The organism is Escherichia sp. E3659 (assembly GCF_005781135.1).
Lineage (GTDB): Bacteria > Pseudomonadota > Gammaproteobacteria > Enterobacterales > Enterobacteriaceae > Escherichia.
The window spans coordinates 55,906-73,592 of the sequence record NZ_VATQ01000025.1 but is presented as its reverse complement, the minus strand read 5'-3'; the positions used below and the strand labels follow the sequence as shown (position 1 = coordinate 73,592).

At 52.3% G+C, this 17,687-nt stretch carries 13 protein-coding genes; 4 read left to right on the top strand and 9 right to left on the bottom strand.

Annotated elements, in window-relative coordinates; all coding sequences use genetic code 11:
• Positions 1-56 precede the first annotated feature (56 nt).
• Positions 57-1,436: a UDP-N-acetylmuramate:L-alanyl-gamma-D-glutamyl-meso-diaminopimelate ligase gene (mpl, locus tag FEK47_RS17130; RefSeq protein WP_138183299.1), complete on the bottom strand. Its 1,380-nt coding sequence runs from the start codon at positions 1,434-1,436 to the stop codon at positions 57-59.
• 175 nt (positions 1,437-1,611) lie between these two features.
• Between mpl and fbp the strand changes: the two genes are divergently transcribed.
• A complete protein-coding gene (gene fbp, locus FEK47_RS17125; protein WP_000853753.1) occupies positions 1,612-2,610 on the top strand; it encodes a class 1 fructose-bisphosphatase in 999 nt (332 codons plus the stop codon).
• Positions 2,611-2,649: 39 nt separating this feature from the next.
• Here the strand turns inward: fbp and FEK47_RS17120 are convergent, their stop codons facing one another.
• The 5 genes from FEK47_RS17120 to ytfQ all read right to left on the bottom strand — a co-directional run bounded on the left by FEK47_RS17120 (position 2,650) and on the right by ytfQ (position 8,225).
• Entirely contained in the window at positions 2,650-3,165 is a 516-nt protein-coding gene (locus FEK47_RS17120) for a DUF2569 domain-containing protein (protein WP_135486744.1), read from the bottom strand.
• A gap of 27 nt (positions 3,166-3,192) precedes the next feature.
• Complete coding sequence (gene yjfF / locus FEK47_RS17115; RefSeq protein WP_130216669.1) at positions 3,193-4,197, bottom strand: galactofuranose ABC transporter, permease protein YjfF; 1,005 nt, start codon at positions 4,195-4,197, stop codon at positions 3,193-3,195.
• Complete coding sequence (gene ytfT / locus FEK47_RS17110; RefSeq protein ID WP_130206106.1) at positions 4,184-5,206, bottom strand: galactofuranose ABC transporter, ATP-binding protein YtfT; 1,023 nt, start codon at positions 5,204-5,206, stop codon at positions 4,184-4,186. Before ytfT ends, yjfF begins: the two co-directional genes overlap by 14 nt.
• A gap of 13 nt (positions 5,207-5,219) precedes the next feature.
• Positions 5,220-6,722 (bottom strand): galactofuranose ABC transporter, ATP-binding protein YtfR, encoded by a 1,503-nt coding sequence (ytfR, locus tag FEK47_RS17105; protein ID WP_135385106.1) that lies wholly within the window; start codon positions 6,720-6,722, stop codon positions 5,220-5,222.
• 546 nt (positions 6,723-7,268) lie between these two features.
• The gene (gene ytfQ, locus FEK47_RS17100) at positions 7,269-8,225 is read right to left on the bottom strand and encodes a galactofuranose ABC transporter substrate-binding protein YtfQ (RefSeq protein ID WP_135486745.1); all 957 of its coding nucleotides are present in this window, start codon (positions 8,223-8,225) and stop codon (positions 7,269-7,271) included.
• A gap of 308 nt (positions 8,226-8,533) precedes the next feature.
• Between ytfQ and ppa the strand changes: the two genes are divergently transcribed.
• Positions 8,534-9,064: an inorganic diphosphatase gene (ppa, locus tag FEK47_RS17095; RefSeq protein ID WP_064525871.1), complete on the top strand. Its 531-nt coding sequence runs from the start codon at positions 8,534-8,536 to the stop codon at positions 9,062-9,064.
• 377 nt (positions 9,065-9,441) lie between these two features.
• Here the strand turns inward: ppa and FEK47_RS17090 are convergent, their stop codons facing one another.
• The 3 genes from FEK47_RS17090 to tamA are packed head-to-tail and all read right to left on the bottom strand — an operon-like array spanning position 9,442 to position 15,298.
• Positions 9,442-9,786 carry a gamma-glutamylcyclotransferase gene (locus FEK47_RS17090; protein WP_130206055.1) on the bottom strand — a complete coding sequence of 115 codons (345 nt, stop codon included), beginning with the start codon at positions 9,784-9,786 and terminating at the stop codon, positions 9,442-9,444.
• Between the two features lie 2 nt (positions 9,787-9,788).
• Positions 9,789-13,568: an autotransporter assembly complex protein TamB gene (tamB, locus tag FEK47_RS17085; protein ID WP_138183298.1), complete on the bottom strand. Its 3,780-nt coding sequence runs from the start codon at positions 13,566-13,568 to the stop codon at positions 9,789-9,791.
• A complete protein-coding gene (gene tamA / locus FEK47_RS17080; protein WP_138183297.1) occupies positions 13,565-15,298 on the bottom strand; it encodes an autotransporter assembly complex protein TamA in 1,734 nt (577 codons plus the stop codon). Before tamA ends, tamB begins: the two co-directional genes overlap by 4 nt.
• A 205-nt stretch (positions 15,299-15,503) precedes the next feature.
• On the opposite strand from tamA, the gene msrA reads away from it, so the two are divergent.
• Both msrA and FEK47_RS17070 read left to right on the top strand, forming a co-directional pair.
• Positions 15,504-16,142 (top strand): peptide-methionine (S)-S-oxide reductase MsrA, encoded by a 639-nt coding sequence (msrA, locus tag FEK47_RS17075; protein ID WP_135385114.1) that lies wholly within the window; start codon positions 15,504-15,506, stop codon positions 16,140-16,142.
• Positions 16,143-16,329: 187 nt separating this feature from the next.
• Positions 16,330-17,685, top strand: a complete 1,356-nt coding sequence (locus tag FEK47_RS17070) for a hemolysin family protein (protein WP_130206047.1) — start codon at positions 16,330-16,332, stop codon at positions 17,683-17,685.
• Positions 17,686-17,687 lie beyond the last annotated feature (2 nt).

Genomic DNA, 17,687 nt, shown 5'->3' with positions numbered 1-17,687 from the left:
CAGGCCATAACAGTATCTACAAAAGCACGTTGCCCCTGTAGGCCTGATAAAACGTCTCAGGATTGCTGCGCAACTTCCGCTTTCTTCGCCAGACCATCCAGCAGTTTCTGATGGATCCCACCAAAACCGCCGTTGCTCATCACCAGAATATGGTCGCCAGGCTGAGCGGTTTTCACCACCATTTCTGCCAGCGCATCAACATCTCCACTCCAGTGCGCAGGCTGAATACATGCTTCTGCCACTTCTGCTACCTGCCACGGAATATGTGACGGTTGCAGCAGGAAGACTTCATCGGCACGACCTAGTGACGGTGCCAAATCATCTTTGCAGACTCCCATCTTCATGGTGTTGGAACGCGGCTCAAGCACGGCAATAATACGCGCCGTACCGCCAACTTTGCCGCGCAGCGCCGCCAGCGTTGCCAGAATTGCCGTTGGGTGATGGGCAAAATCGTCATACACCGTCACGCCGTTAGCTTCGCCACGCAGTTCCAGGCGGCGACGGGCATTGATAAACAATCCCAGCGCGTTAGCAGCATCAGCCGGTGCGATGCCAACATGACGGGCCGCAGCAATCGCCATCAAACCATTGTGCATATTATGTTCGCCCACCAGCGACCATTTCACTTCGCCCACTTTTTCGCCATCCAGCAAGACTTCCCATTCAGAAGCGTCAGTGGTCAGCTTTTTCGCCTGCCAGTGACCTTGCTCGCCCACCAGCTCCTGTTCACTCCAGCAGCCCATCGCCAGGGTTTGTTTCAGGTTGATGTCGTTTTCCGGCCAGATAATACGCCCCTGACCAGGAACAATACGTACCAGATGGTGGAATTGTTTCTGAATCGCTTTCAGGTCGTCGAAGATATCGGCGTGGTCGAACTCAAGGTTGTTGAGGATCAGTGTTCGCGGGCAGTAATGAACAAACTTAGAGCGTTTGTCGAAGAAGGCGCAGTCATACTCGTCTGCTTCGATAACAAAGAAGTCGCTTTCGCCCAGGCGTGCAGAAACGTCAAAGTTCCCTGGTACTCCACCGATCACAAAACCTGGTTTATAGCCGCACTGTTCCAGAATCCAGGTCGCCATTCCCGCCGTGGTGGTTTTACCGTGTGTACCGGCAACGGCCAGCACCCAGCGGTCGCGCAGCACAAAATCGTGCAACCACTGCGGACCTGACATATATGGAATGTTTTTTTCCAGTACCGCTTCCACACACGGATTTCCACGGGTCATGGCGTTGCCAATAATCACCAGATCTGGCTGAGGATCGAGCTGGCTGGCATCATAACCCTGAATCAGTTCAATGCCTTGCTTCTCAAGTAAGGTGCTCATCGGCGGATACACATTGGCGTCCGAACCCGTTACTTCATGGCCCAACTGACGCGCCAAAATCGCCAGACCGCCCATAAACGTGCCACAAATTCCTAATATATGAATGCGCATACGTCACTATCCTTTTTTAATCTACCGTTCATTTTACGCATATGTCGGGCAACAGAGAAACGCATTTCAGGATAATCCGTAATTTGCTGGCGCGATTCACCTGAGCGCAACATTGAGATTATTTGTTAAGATTATTGCGGTCGCTTTACTCCATAAACATTGCAGGGAAAGTTTTATGAAAACGTTAGGTGAATTTATTGTCGAAAAGCAGCACGAGTTTTCTCATGCTACCGGTGAGCTCACTGCTTTGCTATCGGCAATAAAACTGGGCGCCAAGATTATTCATCGCGATATCAACAAAGCTGGACTGGTTGATATCCTGGGTGCCAGCGGTGCTGAGAACGTGCAGGGCGAGGTTCAACAAAAACTCGACTTGTTCGCTAATGAAAAACTGAAAGCCGCACTGAAAGCACGCGATATTGTTGCGGGCATTGCATCCGAAGAAGAAGATGAGATTGTCGTCTTTGAAGGTTGTGAACACGCAAAATACGTTGTGCTGATGGATCCGCTGGATGGCTCGTCCAACATCGATGTTAACGTCTCTGTCGGTACCATTTTCTCCATTTACCGCCGCGTTACACCGGTCGGCACGCCGGTAACTGAAGAAGATTTCCTCCAGCCTGGTAACAAACAGGTTGCTGCAGGTTACGTGGTATACGGCTCCTCTACCATGCTGGTTTACACCACCGGATGCGGTGTTCACGCCTTTACTTACGATCCTTCGCTCGGCGTTTTCTGCCTGTGCCAGGAACGGATGCGCTTCCCGGAGAAAGGAAAAACCTACTCTATCAACGAAGGGAACTACATTAAGTTTCCGAACGGGGTGAAGAAGTACATTAAATTCTGCCAGGAAGAAGATAAATCTACCAACCGTCCGTATACCTCACGTTATATCGGCTCGCTGGTCGCGGATTTCCACCGTAATCTGCTGAAAGGCGGTATTTATCTCTACCCAAGCACTGCCAGCCATCCGGACGGCAAACTGCGTTTGCTGTATGAGTGCAACCCGATGGCATTCCTGGCGGAACAAGCGGGCGGTAAAGCGAGCGATGGCAAAGAGCGTATTCTGGATATCATCCCGGAAACCCTGCACCAGCGCCGTTCGTTCTTCGTCGGCAACGACCATATGGTTGAAGATGTCGAACGCTTTATCCGTGAGTTCCCGGACGCGTAATGGTCTAAAAACGCCGGATGGTTCCGGCGTTTTTGCGTTTTAATTAACAAAAGTTAATTTGACTCGTTTAGAGACACGGAAATAGGGAATCCAGATCGCCATATGAATGATATTTTTCAGCACACCCCATGCGTCTAAAGGCTCAATTGTGGCATGAAGAAACTGTACTGCTCCCCAAATATCAGCAACATTAAATACGAAGAGCGACAGAAGAAGGGCAATATAGTAGTGCGGAAGCTGGCGTTTCTTTTTAAAAAACAAAAAAGTAGTATAACTTACCAACAGAAATACCATGGCAAATCCAACCACTTCCAGATACAGCAGAGTTCTGAGCGGTTCTTCCTGATTGCCCTGAACAAGCCCCCATGTTTGTATAAAAGAATAGATGCTCGAAATAATCACCAGCACTAAAGAAATAGCAGGTAAATACAACCAGCCACCAATTCCCGTAAGTTTTTTATCCGCACAACTTTTACAATAATCGTCCGGTGGTAAAACAGCCACACCACAGTTTTTGCATGTTGTACTTAAATTCTCGCCTTCCTTTGCCCACATAAAAATATCCTTATATATCAGTTAAATTTATTCTTTTAGTCTAATTTCCGGACTCACTCTCATTACTGGCGAACTCTGACGATTCTCCCACAACACCGTTAACCCACGCTGTAAGGCAATAAAAATGAATAACAAAATGCCGATGGCGATTTTCGTCCACCATGAGCTCAGCGTGCCATCAAAGTTTATGTAAGTCTGGATCAGTCCCTGAATCGCCACACCAAAAAGCGTCCCTAATACCGTTCCAACGCCACCGCTCAAAAGTGTACCGCCAATCACCACCGACGCGATAGCGTCCAGTTCCACACCTACACCCGCCAGGGCGTATCCAGCCTGGGTATAAATCGAGAAGACAATTCCTGCCAGTGTCGCCAATCCGGTAGAGAGCATATAAATGCGAATAGTAGTGCTGCGAGTAGAAATTCCCATCAGGTTTGCCGAAGTTGCGTTGCCGCCAATGGCGTATACCTGATTACCAAAACGCGTACGATGCGCGAGGAATATGCCGATAACCACCACCGCCAGCATCAGCAGCCCCATCGCGCTTAAGCGACCACCGCCGGGGATTTTCCACGCCAGGCTTGAAAGCGTGTCATAAATTGGATGGTTTATCGGGATCGACTCTTCCGAAACGAGATAGCTGACGCCGCGCAAAAAGAACATTCCCGCCAGGGTAATGATGAACGCCGGGATCTTCAGAGCGTCGATCAGAAGCCCCATAAATGCGCCGAAGGCACAGCCCATCACCAGCACCAGTGGAAACGCCAGCAGCGGCGAGAGGCCGAAATCGCCAATCACTTTTGCCAGAAACACGCCGGTAAAGGCGATCACCGAACCGACGGAGAGATCGATCCCGCCGGAGAGGATCACAAAGGTCATACCGACGGCAATGATGCCAAGAAAGGCATTATCGGTCAGGATATTGCAGATCACGCGCGTGGAAGCAAAGCCGGGAAACTGCGTCAGGCAGTAGAGATAGCCCAGCACAAAGACGCCGATGGTGATCATCAGTGGCAAGTTACGTTTTATCACGGCTACGCACTCCTTTAATCAGACTGATAAAGCGTTGCGACTGGACAATCAGCACGCAAAGCACCACCACCGCTTTTACCACCTGGTTCATCTCCGGCGGGAAGCCCGAAAGTAAAATTCCGGTGTTCATTCCCTGAATAATCAGCGCCCCCACCACTGAGAGCAGCAGGTTAAAGCGCCCGCCCATCAGCGATCCGCCACCGATGACCACCGCAAGAATGGCATCCAGCTCCAGCCATAACCCGGCGTTATTGGCGTCGGCACCGCGAATATCCGCCGCCACGATAATGCCTGCAATCGCCGCACACAGCCCGCTCAATACGTAGGTGAGCATGACGATGATTCGTGTGTTAACTCCGGCATTTTTTGCCGCACGAATGTTGATGCCAACGGCTTCAATAAACATCCCCAGTGCCGTTTTGCGGGTCAACAGCCAGAAGAAGAGAAGCGTCAACACAGCGATAATGACCGGCGTAGGCAGGAACAATAGCGATCCGCTGCCGAACCATGAGAGATCCGGCGAGTTGAACGTGACGATCTGCCCGGAGGTGATCAGTTGAGCCACACCGCGCCCGGCAACCATCAGGATCAGGGTGGCAACAAACGGCTGAATTTTGAGGATCGCCACCAGTATGCCGTTCCACAATCCAGCCAGAATGCCGGTACCCAGGGCGCTTAACAAAACAATTGGCAGGCTGAACCCCGCGACCGTCATCGCAGCCGTTGTGGCTCCGGCGATGGCCATCACCGCCCCTACGGAGAGATCAATCCCACCCGTAGCGATCACCAGCGTCATGCCAATCGCCAGTAACGCAACCGGAGCGGCGCGATTAAGAATGTCGATAGGGCTACCGAACAAACGCCCATCCTGAAGCACCACCTGCCAGAAATGCGGGGCCACCAGGCTATCGACCACCAGCACCAACAATAGCGCCACCAACTGCGGCATCCCCGTCGGCCAGCGAAAGCGCTTTTTCGACGACGCGGTGTCCGGGAGAGATTGAGGCATCACACTGTTCTCCTTACGCCGCAATGGCGTTCATGATCGCCGGAACGGAAAGCTCTGCCAGCGGAATCTCCGCCACCTGTTTGCGATCGCGCATGATAATCACCCGATCGGCATAGCCCACCAGTTCTTCCAGTTCGGAGGAGATCACCAGCAGCGCCAGACCGTCAGCGCACAGCGTTTCAATCAGGCGAATGATCTCGGCATGGGCGCCAACGTCAATGCCACGCGTTGGCTCATCGAGGATCAGAAATTGCGGACGAGTCAGCAGCCAGCGTGAGAGCAACACTTTTTGCTGATTGCCGCCGGAGAGAAATTCAATCGGTTGTTCGCTGGAAGGAGTACGAATGCCTAGCTGACGGATAAAGCGTTCGGCAATCTCTTGCTGTTCTTTACGGGAAATCGGCCGTAGCCAGCCGCGCTGGGCCTGGAGAGCGAGGATGATATTTTCCCGCACCGAGGCGGCGGCGATGATGCCATCGGTTTTCCTGTCTTCCGGGCAAAAGCCGATGCCCAGTACCGAAGCCTGATGTGGCGATCGCAGGGTTTGCGGTTTGCCTTTGATCAGCGCCGTGCCGCTATCGGCTGGTTTGATGCCGAAGATCACTTCGGCGGTTTCTGTCCGCCCTGATCCCAGCAGACCTGCCAGCCCGACGATCTCGCCGGGGCGTACTTCCAGATCAAACGGCGCGATCGTTCCTTTCTTGCCGTAATCTTTAAACGCTGCAACAGGATTGTCACTAAGCAATGTTCTTCCGGCACGCTGTAGCGCATGAGTATCCAGCTCACGCCCCAGCATCATTTTCACCAGTTCGATTTGTGGCAGCTCGCGGGTTTCCCGACAGCCAACAAAGCTGCCGTTGCGTAAGACGGTGATCCGATCGCTGACCTGATAGACCTGATCGAGAAAGTGAGTAACGAAGATCAGGCTGACGCCGCGATCGCGCAGCTGGCGCATCAGGCCAAATAATAATTCCACTTCCTGGGTGTCGAGACTGGCGGTGGGTTCATCGAGGATCAGCACTTTGGCGGAGAGATCGATGGCCCGACAAATGGCGACGATTTGCTGCATCGCGACTGAAAAGCGGTTGAGCGGTTCGCGCACGTCGAGGGAGAAACCGTAAGATGCCATCAGTTCGGTGGCGCGCTTTTCCATCTCTTTACGTCGTAGCAGGCCGAAACGCTTAGGTTCGCGGCCGATGAATAGATTATCAGCGACCGACATATTGGGTAGCAGGTTAACTTCCTGATAGACAGTGCCGATGCCGAGCTGCTGTGCGTGGGCGGTGTTTTTCGGTGAAATAACCTGACCTTCCAGCCAGATGGTGCCGCGATCGGCATGGTAAACGCCGGTAAGTGCTTTGATTAACGTTGATTTACCAGCTCCGTTTTCACCGAGTAGCGCCATGATTTCACCACGGCGTAGGCTGAAATCAACGTTATCTAACGCTTTGACGCCAGGGAAAAATTTGCTTAATCCTTCGGTACGGAGGATTTCCTGGTGTTGGTCGGTCGTCATGGTTTCCCCCGAAGTAAAGCGTGCTCCAGCCAGGCCTGATAAGACGCGCCAGCGTCGCATCAGGGGCCAGTGCACAACCGCCGGATGCGGCGTAAACGCCTTATCCGGCCTACACTGCGCATCGAGTTCGTAGGCATGATAAGACGCGCCAGCGTCGCATCAGGCATCAGCGCACAACTGCCGGATGCGGCGTAAACGCCTTATCCGGCCTACACAGCGCATCGAGCTCGTAGGCCTGATAAGACGCACCAGCGTCGCATCAGGCGCCAGTGCACAACCGCCGGATGCGGCGTAACCGCCTTATCCGGCCTACACAGCGCATCGAGTTCGTAGGCCTGATAAGACACGCCAGCATCGCATCAGGCATCAGCGCACAACCGCCGGATGCGGCGTAAACGCCTTATCCGGCCTACACAGCGCATCGAGCTCGTAGGCATGATAAGACGCGCCAGCGTCGCATCAGCCACCAGTGCACAACTGCCGGATGCGGCGTGAACGCCTTATCCGGCCTACGAGTCGGTATCAGGCATTGATGCCTGATACGTCTCAATACCCCATGTTTTTCTTCTTCTCTAACTCTTCTTTTGCGGTATCAGGCAGGTAAAGGGTGGACTTGGTCAGCGTCAGCTTTTCAGGCATGGTGCCGTCTTTTTTATATTTCTCCAGCGCGTCAAAGGCGGGTCCCGCCATGTTTGGCGTCAGTTCAACGCTGGCGTTCGCTTCGCCATCAATCATCGCTTTGTAGATGTCCGGCACGCCGTCGATAGAGCCTGTCAGGATATCTTTGCCCGGTTTCAGGCCCGCTTCTTTAATTGCCTGAATTGCGCCAATCACCATGTCGTCGTTATGGGCGTAAACCATGCAGATGTTTTTGCCGTTGTTTTCCGCTTTGATAAAGCTCTCCATGACTTCTTTGCCTTTACTGCGGGTGAAGTCACCGGACTGCGAGCGGATAATTTTGATATTTGGCGCATTCTTAATGGCTTCGGCAAAGCCTTTCTTACGGTCAATGGCGACGCTGGCCCCAACGGTGCCCTGTAACTCAACCACGTTACACGGTTTGCCATTGACCTCTTTTACCAGCCAGTCACCGATCAACTTGCCTTCGAGGATGTTGTCGGCGGTGACGGTGGTCATATAGAGAGATTTGTCTTTCACGTCGATGGAACGGTCAAGCAAAAAGACCGGAATTTCGGCTTCCTTTGCTTCTTTCAAAACAGGTTCCCAACCCGTTGCAACCACCGGGGCGATAAAGATGGCATCTACCCCCTGCGCGACAAAGGAACGCACTGCTTTAATCTGGTTTTCCTGCTTTTGCTGACCATCGGCAATTTTCAGTGTGATACCGCGTTTTTCGGCCTCACTTTTCGCCACATTAGTTTCTGCTGCGCGCCAGCCGGATTCGGATCCGACCTGCGAAAATCCTACGGTTAAAGGAGCGGCCAACGCCATAGACGACATGGCTGCCGAGACTGCAGAGACTATAAGTAAGCGTTTCCACATAGGGTTGTCCTCGTCGGGGTGATTATTATTGGTGAAAAGATGTTCGCGAAAAAACTATAGACAATTGGTTCTGTAACAGATTGCGTTACATCACACTTCAAAAAAGTAAATACATCGTTAATCACAAGTTTGTAATCGCTTTCATATCACTATGAAAAATGCGGCTACGGTTATGGATTTTCCAGCTCTGCGAACCGTCTTAAAACTGGCGAAAAAGGAAAATGAGGGCGAAAACAAGCGAAGACATTCGGCGCGAGTTGGCTATAATACTCGGCACTTGTTTGCCACATATTTTAAAGGAAACAGACATGAGCTTACTCAACGTCCCTGCGGGTAAAGATCTGCCGGAAGACATCTACGTTGTTATCGAAATCCCGGCTAACGCTGATCCGATCAAATACGAAATCGACAAAGAGAGCGGCGCACTGTTCGTTGACCGCTTCATGTCCACCGCGATGTTCTATCCGTGCAACTACGGCTATATCAACCACACTCTGTCTCTGGACGGTGACCCGGTTGACGTTCTGGTCCCGACTCCGTACCCGCTGCAGCCGGGTTCTGTGATCCGTTGCCGTCCGGTTGGCGTTCTGAAAATGACCGACGAAGCTGGTGAAGATGCGAAACTGGTTGCTGTTCCGCACACCAAACTGAGCAAAGAATACGATCACATCAAAGACGTTAACGATCTGCCGGAGCTGCTGAAAGCTCAGATCGCTCACTTCTTCGAGCACTACAAAGACCTCGAAAAAGGCAAGTGGGTGAAAGTTGAAGGTTGGGAAAACGCAGAAGCCGCTAAAGCTGAAATCGTTGCCTCCTTCGAGCGCGCAAAGAATAAATAAGTTCTTCTAGCGCAATAACCCTGAACGCCGGGCTTCGGTTAGTAAGGGTTTTTTTATGCCCGCAATTTATAAACTATCTACTCCACTATTATTATTTTCAGCAGTTGAAAGGCTTGAACGGTAAGAACAAGCTAAACTCGACCACCATTTTGCTGTTCATAGCCACTTGCTGGAAGTTAGCCGACCTCACTCATACTCACCGTTCAAAGTGTGCCCCCGTTTTACCCCTGCACATTTGTGAACGCCAGCAGAGTTTTTTATGCGATTGCAGATATGGAAAGCGGCTCGGAGAGAAAAGCAAAAGATGGAAAAGTTACAAAAAAAAATCGCGAGATACATCGCAAAAAACAACGCCACCCGAAGGTGGCGTGTTTATATTATGACTGATCCCTGTCTAACCAGTCGCCGCTTTCAATCAGCGTTAATCCATCGACGGGTCGTTGATAAACGTACATCCATGCACTCCCGTACGGCGTCTGAATCAACTGGCGCGCGTATTCACCGCCCCTGGTGCGCAAGGCATCAAGTTCGGCCAGCGTGGCGTTGTCAATACGATAAACTTCACCATGTACCGTTCCGTTTCCCGGAACTGCGCCTGGATAGTGGCCCAGGCTATACAACTGGTAGTTATCGATACTGAAATCGCCCAGCAACTGGGCATTTGTCATCCAGTGGCTGTTGCCTTGTTTGTGACGTAAACTGCCGTAGACAAATATTCGCATAGCTAAAACTCGAACTGATAGAGCAAATCCAGTGCCTGATCTACACCAGACACGGCTTCCAGATATAGCTTCGGCATCAGGCGATAACGTAACGTGAGTGTTGCTATAGAGTCAAATATCCCCACGCCGTATTTCACTTGTAAGCCTGGTAATACATAGCCGCTGACCACCACCTGGGAAGAATCACCAACCCCCTCGGTGTCGAGCGCTAAATTACTTACACCAAATGTCTCGCCGATTTTACCCACAATCTGACCACTTTGCGCAACCCCCAGACCAATCAGCATCGAAGTCATCGCCGCGCTGTCGCTCTGATCGCTCTCCAGCCCTTGTCCACGCAACAAGTAAGACAATGCAGCCTGTTGTGACATCGCCGGGTCAGAGAAGATCTCCGCTTTCGGCTCATCCGCCAGCCCGGTGACACGAACACCAGCGATTACGTCATCTTCTGTTGCATCCGGGTTACGAATGGCTTCGATATTGAGATACGGTTGATCCGGTGGACCAGAGAACAGCAGCTCGCCTTTGCGCACAATCAGATCCTGGCCATATGCATGGAAGCGCCCTTCAGGGATGTTAATTTGCCCGTTCAGGCCCAGGCCTTGTTTGTCCTGTACGACGTTGAGATCGCCCGTCAGCCGCGCCTTCAGGCCAAAGGCATCAATGCGCACGTTATTGCCGACGTGGACAATCAGGTTGCTGTTGATCGGAATTGACGCGGTTTTCGTCTCCTCCGGTTGCAGGTTATCGTTGAGCATCACCACATCGCTTGAGACACCCACCGCACTTTCCGGCAGATCGTGCACCACAATGCGCGCCCACGGTACATCCACGCGACCATCAAGGGTAAACAGGCTTGGTGTCGCTTCGAATACGATGTCAGGCGACACATCCATTCGCACCATCGGTGGTACGGTGATCCGGACCTTACTGCCTTTCGCCGTTACCCGCGCCCGCCAGTTTTCAATCTGGCTCCAGTCAGCATCACCGTTCAGGTAGATGTCACCCTGCTGAGTCCTCACGGTCCCCGCAAGCGTCGAGCGCATACCGTTAAAATTGACCGCAAGCTGACTCGGCTGCATATCAAATGGCATAAAGTTGCCGTCGATATCCACGCCCGTGACCTGTAGCTGACCAAACAGCTGCGGGCTTTGCACATCACCGCCCAGACGTAGGTTAGCGCTCACCATCCCCGCGGCTTTTTCACCACGCGTAAAGATGGGGTTCACCATTGCGAGGTTAAAATTGCGGATGTTGACGTTGCCGCCAAGATTCCGGCGGCCTTGCGGATCGGTCACCTGCACCTGACCATCAAACTGGCCGTTATTGGTCAGACGGATGGTCCAGCCCAGCTCAGCGCGATTATTCCGCAGCTCTGCCGATAGGTTCAGCGTCTGAAACGCCACCGGTAGCGCCGCATCGTTGACGGTTTGCGTCACCTGCACGTTACGCCCCGAAAGAGTGATACTGCCCTGCGGCAGCCCCTCTTTGGTGGTGTCCCAGGCAACGTCCGCTTTACCCGTGAAGATACCGCTGGCCTGAGTAGTTTCCGGCATAAACGGTTTCAGCATTGCCAGGTCGAAGCGGTTGAGATTCACAACCGCACGCCCTTCAGCCCCGGCATCAATGGTTTGCGGCACGCACAGTTCCGCATTCGGGTTAAGCCAGCAGTGTGGCCCAATGCTGATTTTTTGCTCCTGATTGCGGTAGTCCAGCGCGATATCACGCGTCAGCGACCACGGGCCGACCGGCGTCTGGAAGCGGGTATTGCTAAGCGTTCCCTTCCAGCGTTCTTCTTTGCGATCAAAGCTACCCGCCAGGTTCAGTTGACCGGAAACCGGTTCGCCCTGAATCCGCAACTGTAACTCGTGCTGCTTTTCGCTGCCTTTCGCATTCAGAGTGACAAGGTTGATATTCACATCCGGTTGCGAGATTTGCTCAACGCGCACGTCGAGTTTACCCGCAATCTGATCGGTGGATTTGATGTCGCCTTCCACGCGAACCTGCGACACAGAAAGTTCCTGCCAGCGCAAGCCGCGCGCGGTGATATCTGCCAGCAACTGCGGCGCTTCCACCGTACCGCGAACTTTCACCAGCCCTTTCGCTGTACCGCCAAGTCCTGGCAGCGCGTTATCCAGACCAGGCGCGTTGATCGTGGCGTCAAGATTGAGATCTTTCACCCCAAGCTCGCCTTTCACTTCGGCACTGTTTGGCCCCAGTTCCAGATGCAGACCAGGGATCATCCACTGCATATAACTGTTGCCTTTCAGCGTTCCCTCAACGTTCACTTTGTTCTGTTTGACGTTGCCGGTCAGCTTCAACTCCGGCACGTCCATCTGCCAGGTGCCGCCGTACAGGCTACCGCGCGTTTTGATCAAACCATTGAGTTTCGATGGCCAGTCCGGGAATTCTTTCGCCGTATTAATGCCGTTGAACGTCAATTCACCGCGCCAACTAATGGCCTGCTGCCAGTCGAGCAGCGCCTTCAGCTCGGTTTTTCCTTCCAGCGCCGCAACGGTGAGTTTATCGAGATTGACCTGCTGTTCATTCCCTTTCGCATCAAGGGTAATGGTCGCTGGCGGGATCTCCTGCCCTTTCACCGCCGTACGCATAGACAGCGTGTAATCGGTCATTTTGCCGGTGAGTTTCAGTTTCAGGTCATCCGCCTGATATTGCTTCTCACCAGTGAACGGCCAGTAAAGTTGTTTGCTGTTCACTTCCAGGTTGAGCGGCAATCCAGCTTCCGCCAGCCGCGTCTGGGCGCGTAAATCCATATCCACCGGACCGGAAAGGTTAACGCCTATCTCCAGCTGTTCGCGCAGCGCGCCGCCCACTTTCAGCTTCACCTTTTCACCTTTCAACGGCTCCACATTCAAAGTGCTGTTGAGAGTGATATCTACCGGCCAGTTGTTGGACAATTGTGCCGTACCGCTGGCATTGACAATCCCCTGGTTAGAGTCAATATCCAGCGCATCCAGTTTGGTATTGCCGTCGATGCTGCTCACTTTCAGCAGCATGGTGCTCACGGTGATATCCGTGTCGCCTGTCACGCGCAGTTGCTCGCCTTTAAACTCTTCAATGTTCAGGTTGAGCGGCAAATGCACGTCGGTCATTTCCGGCAATACCGGGCGAGAAAAGAGATCTTTCAGCGTTTCGCCGAGCGGCTTTTCCTCCGGCTGCGGATTTTCAATCTTCGGTTCGACCACTTCTTCCTGCGCCACGTCCGCCACTTTCGGCAAGGCAATCAGCAAGCCTTTCAGCAACGTCGGTTTCAGGGTCAGGGTTTTCTCCTGCCAGTTCAGGCCGGAGGTGAAGTCCATCACCGACACCGTAGTGTCATCAATTTTGATGTTGACGTTATCCAGCGCCACACGCGTCAGAGTGATGGGATACGGCGTGGAGAGATCCAGCGGGCCGCTATCTTCCTCTTCTTCAACCTGCTCAGAAGGAGGCATTTTTTTGCTGTCGATGTTGACCTGAATATCTTTCAGCGCCAGATCGTTAACACAAACGCTGCTGTTCCACAGACAATCCAGCCCAACGGCCAGATGCAGATTGCCCGCTTTTACCGCCACGCCTGGCTGCTCATAACGAACGTCAGACAAGGTAAGGTCGCGCCAGCCGCCAGTGACCTTGCCAATGTCCAGCCCAGGCACCCAGCGGTCCGCCGCTTTAAATACCAGATGCAGGCCGCTGGTGGTGCCAACCAGAAATGCCACCGAGCCCAGTAGTAATAAGATGACGATAACCGCGCCGAGGCTGATTTTTTTCCATAAACTCATAATTCTGGCCCCAGACCGATGTAAAACTGTAACCCGTGCTCGTCTTTATCCGCGACCGGTACGGCAAAATCGAGCTTGATCGGCCCGACCGGCGATTCCCAGCGCACGCCGACCCCGGTGCCGGTTTTGAAGTCGCTGCGGCGAATATCACTCACCGCTTCACCGCTATCGACAAACACCGCGCCCCACCATTTTCCGGTCACGTTGTACTGGTACTCCAGTGATCCGGTAATTAGCTTTGATGCCCCTTTCAGGTCACCATTGTCATATTTCGGCGCAATAGATTTGTATTTATAGCCGCGAATACTGCGGTCGCCCCCGGCGAAGAAACGCAGATCCGGCGGTACTTTGTCGAAGTCACCGGTTTCAATCCAGCCCAACGTGCCGCGCGTAACAAAGCGATGGCGATCGTACAGTGTGCGGATCCAGACGTTCTGTGCCTGGAAAACGGAGAAATCGACATCCGATCCCCAGGCTGTGTTGGAATAGTCGATAGAGTAGCGTTGCGAGTCGCCCCAGGTCGGCATCAGGCCGCCGCGTGATCGCGTCCGGCTAATCATCACACCTGGATAAAACAGCATTGTGGTGTTAGTAATTTCACCCTGAGTAAAGTGGTCGAGACTCCAGCGTAGGTTAATGGCGCGCTGCCAGCCGCTGGAAAGATCCCAGTAGCGGGAAGCGACCAGGGTAGTGGAATCGGATTCTGTGTCATTCAGGTCAGTACGCTTAAAACCGCCCTGCACCAAATAATATTGTTCCAACGGATTCTTCAGCAGCGGCATTTTATAGCTGAAGTCGAGGGTCTGTTCCGGCGCGGAAATACTGGTACTGGTAGTCAGACTGTGACCGTATGAGTTCATCCACGGCTTTTTCCACGTCGCTTTCACGCGCGGTCCCACGTCCGTAGAGTAACCGACCCCGGTTTCGATGGTGTTTTCTGTTCGCGGCGAAACCACGCCCGTCAACGGTAATACTTTCGTTTCGCGCGCTTTATCAAATTGCGGTGCCACTACTACCGAATTAAACCAGCCAGTCGAGGAAAGGCGACGGTTCAGTTCCGCCAGATCTTTTGACTCGTATTCATCGCCTTCTTTGAACGGTACCAGGTTTTGCAGGTACTCGTCGCGAATTTGCGAACCTTCAAAAGTGACATGCCCAAAGCGGTAACGTTCGCCACTGTTGTAATCAATATCCCAGAAGGCTTTATGCAGGCCGAGCGCAATGCCCAGCTGCGCTTTGGTAAATTCGCTATCGAAATAACCTTTACGCAACGCAATGCTGGTTAAGGACTTTTTGAAATTTTCATAATCGCCCTGGTTTAGCACCGTACCTATAGCCGGGCGAGTATCCAGCAACTTCAAATAGTCTTTATCGGTTCGCGCACCACCGCGCAAGACAACATCGGTGCCGCCAATCAACACGGGTACACCCGGTGTAACTTTAGCAACCAGCACCTGCCGTCCTTTCTTTGGCGGTGGCTGGAGATCAAATTCAATTGTTGGCTGGTAATAGCCCAGTGCTTTTAGACCTTCCCGAATGGCATCATCAACACGTGCGCGAAAGCGCCGGTCTGGCGTCACTTCATCACTTTGAATCGTAGAAAGCTGTGCACGAACGTTTTTTTCCAGCTGTCCCGATAACCCTTCCACCTGTAGACGGACATTCGCGGCGATGGCAGAACCACTAAAGCAGAGTAAGCTTACACAGCATAACTGTCGGATATAGCGCACATTTTCTCCTGAATATCCTTTATTCCTGCCCCTGGAACTCCGTTAAACGGCTTAACAATAATCCAGCAATATGGATTAAAAAGCAGACTAAACCCAAAATATTACTTATGTTTTACTTTAGACCCATTCACGGGGGTTATTGTGTGCAAATACGTCCCTTGTTACAACCTAAACCCCTATGACCGACTTTCGGGAGAACGACACCATGAGTTTATTTGATAAAAAGCATCTGGTTTCCCCCACCGATGCCCTTCCTGGACGGAATACCCCGATGCCCGTAGCTACGCTGCATGCGGTCAACGGTCACTCAATGACAAATGTGCCTGAGGGAATGGAGATCGCCATTTTTGCGATGGGCTGTTTCTGGGGCGTTGAACGCCTTTTCTGGCAACTTCCCGGTGTTTACAGTACTGCCGCAGGCTACACTGGCGGTTACACGCCAAACCCGACTTATCGGGAAGTGTGTTCCGGTGAGACCGGCCACGCCGAAGCGGTGCGAGTGGTTTACGATCCGTCGGTAATCAGCTATGAACAACTGTTGCAGGTTTTCTGGGAAAACCACGATCCTGCACAAGGGATGCGTCAAGGTAATGATCACGGCACGCAGTACCGTTCCGCGATTTACCCGCTGACGCCAGAACAGGATGCCGCCGCCCGCGCAAGTCTGGAACGTTTTCAGGCCGCAATGCTCGCCGCCGATGACGATCGCCAGATAACCACCGAGATTGCTAACGCCACACCGTTCTATTATGCCGAAGATGACCACCAACAGTATCTACATAAAAACCCTTATGGCTATTGCGGAATTGGCGGAATAGGCGTTTGTCTGCCGCCTGAAGTGTAGTATTAAAAGGTGGCCCCAAAGTGAAATGAGACAAAAATTTAACCCTCTGGCGACTTTACAGTACCTTACGCTATACTAGCCTCTGAAAATGCCGGTTCACTCTCTTCGAATCGGCTTTCAATGTGTATTTCACACAAATTAATCAACTTCCCCTTCCGAGGATCTGACCTGAACGGTTAGATAAGATATGTTAAACAGTATTTTAGTCATACTCTGCTTGATCGCTGTAAGTGCGTTCTTCTCGATGTCTGAGATCTCGCTTGCCGCCTCACGCAAAATCAAACTTAAACTGCTGGCTGATGAAGGCAATATAAATGCCCAACGCGTTATGAATATGCAGGAAAATCCCGGCATGTTCTTTACCGTGGTACAAATCGGTCTGAACGCAGTGGCGATTCTCGGCGGTATCGTCGGTGATGCGGCGTTTTCCCCGGCTTTTAACAGCCTGTTCTCCCGCTATATGTCGGCAGAGCTCTCTGAGCAACTGAGCTTTATTCTCTCTTTCTCGTTAGTGACTGGCATGTTTATCCTGTTTGCGGATTTAACCCCGAAACGCATCGGTATGATTGCGCCAGAAGCTGTGGCTTTGCGTATCATCAACCCGATGCGCTTCTGCCTGTACGTCTGCACCCCGCTGGTGTGGTTCTTCAACGGCCTGGCGAACATGATCTTCCGTATCTTTAAACTGCCGATGGTGCGCAAGGATGACATCACTTCCGATGATATTTACGCGGTAGTAGAAGCGGGGGCGCTGGCGGGGGTATTACGTAAACAAGAGCATGAACTGATTGAAAACGTGTTCGAGCTTGAATCCCGTACTGTCCCGTCATCTATGACTCCGCGTGAGAACGTCATCTGGTTCGATCTCCACGAAGACGAGCAAAGTCTGAAGAATAAAGTGGCGGAACATCCGCACTCAAAATTCCTCGTCTGTACTGAAGATATCGACCACATCATCGGCTATGTGGATTCGAAAGATCTGCTTAACCGCGTGCTGGCCAATCAAAGCCTGGCGCTGAACAGTGGCGTCCAAATTCGCAACACACTGATCGTGCCAGACACGCTGACCCTTTCTGAGGCGCTGGAAAGTTTTAAAACTGCGGGCGAAGACTTTGCAGTAATCATGAATGAATACGCGCTGGTGGTGGGGATAATCACCCTCAACGACGTGATGACCACACTGATGGGCGATCTGGTTGGTCAGGGTCTGGAAGAGCAGATTGTGGCGCGTGATGAGAACTCATGGCTAATCGATGGCGGAACACCGATTGATGACGTGATGCGTGTACTGGATATTGACGAGTTCCCGCAGTCAGGCAATTACGAAACCATTGGCGGCTTTATGATGTTTATGCTGCGTAAGATCCCCAAACGCACTGATTCGGTGAAATTCGCCGGCTACAAATTTGAAGTGGTGGATATCGATAACTACCGCATCGACCAGCTGCTGGTAACGCGGATCGACAGCAAAGCCACCGTCCTTTCGCCAAAACTGACTGACGCTAAAGATAAAGACAAAGATAAAGAAGAAAACGTCGCATAACC